At 71.7% G+C, this 1,210-nt stretch carries 1 protein-coding gene; it reads right to left on the bottom strand.

Annotated features, from left to right (window positions below; translation table 11 throughout):
- Window positions 1-3 precede the first annotated feature (3 nt).
- Window positions 4-1,149, bottom strand: coding sequence for an NAD(P)-dependent malic enzyme (locus RR1_RS21495; protein WP_040772495.1), 1,146 nt, complete (start codon window positions 1,147-1,149; stop codon window positions 4-6).
- Window positions 1,150-1,210 lie beyond the last annotated feature (61 nt).

The following is a 1,210-nucleotide window of genomic DNA, read 5'->3' as shown; positions in this document are numbered from 1 at the left end:
CGGTCAGCCGGTGACGTCGGCCGCTGCTGCTGCGACGGCGGCGGCGACGGCGGGTGCGACGCGGGGGTCGAGCGGGCTGGGCACGATTTTGTCGGGGGCGAGTTCTGCTTCGACGACGGACACGATGGCGTGTGCGGCGGCGAGTTTCATGCGTTCGGTGATGCGGCGTGCGCCGGCGTCGAGGGCGCCGTTGAAGACGCCGGGGAACGCGAGGACGTTGTTGATCTGGTTGGGGAAGTCGCTGCGTCCGGTGGCGACGATCGCGGCGTGACGGCGAGCGATGTCGGGGTGGATCTCGGGGTCGGGGTTCGACAGGGCGAACACGATGGCGTCGTCGGCCATGGTCGCGACGAGGTTCTCGGGGACGGTTCCGGCGGATACGCCGATGAACACGTCGGCGCCGTGGAGGGCGTCGGCGAGGGTTCCGGCGCGCCCGGCGGGGTTGGTGCGGGCGGCGAGGTCGGTCTTGACGGGGGTGAGGTCGGTGCGTTCGCGTGAGACGATGCCGCGGGAGTCGAGGACGGTGACGTCGGTGATGCCGGCGGCGAGCAGGATGTTCGCGCATGCGATGCCGGCGGCGCCGGCTCCGGAGATCACGACGCGGGCGCCGGTGAGGTCGCGGCCTTGTACGCGGGCGGCGCCCATGAGGGCGGCGAGGACGACGATGGCGGTGCCGTGCTGGTCGTCGTGCATGACGGGGCAGTCGAGTGCGTCGGCGACGCGGCGTTCGATCTCGAAGCAGCGGGGCGCGGAGATGTCCTCGAGGTTGACGGCGCCGAAGCTCGGGCGCAGCCGCACGAGGGTCTCGACGATCTCGTCGGGGTTCTGGGTGTCGAGGACGAGCGGGATGGAGTCGAGTCCGGCGAACGCCTTGAACAGGGCGGACTTGCCTTCCATCACGGGCAGCGAGGCGCGGGGCCCGATGTCGCCGAGGCCGAGGACGGCGGACCCGTCGCTGACGACGACGACGAGCCGGTCGGTCCAGGTGTAGCGCTTGGCGAGGGTCTCGTCGGCGGCGATGGCGCGGGAGACCTGCGCGACGCCGGGGGTGTAGGCGATGGAGAGGTCGCGCTGGGTGTCGAGTGGTGCTGCGAGCTCGACGCGCAGCTTGCCCGCGACGTGGCCGGCGAAGATCTCCTCGTCGGTGATCGGTGCGGCAGCCGGTGCCGGCGCGGACGAACGATCGGTGGTGTCGGTAGCGGTGCTGGAC

Source organism: Rhodococcus rhodnii NBRC 100604, assembly GCF_001894925.1.
Classification (GTDB): Bacteria; Actinomycetota; Actinomycetes; order Mycobacteriales; family Mycobacteriaceae; genus Rhodococcus_F; species Rhodococcus_F rhodnii.
Note: the sequence above shows the minus strand (reverse complement) of the source record. Positions and strands in the feature narration are given on the sequence as shown.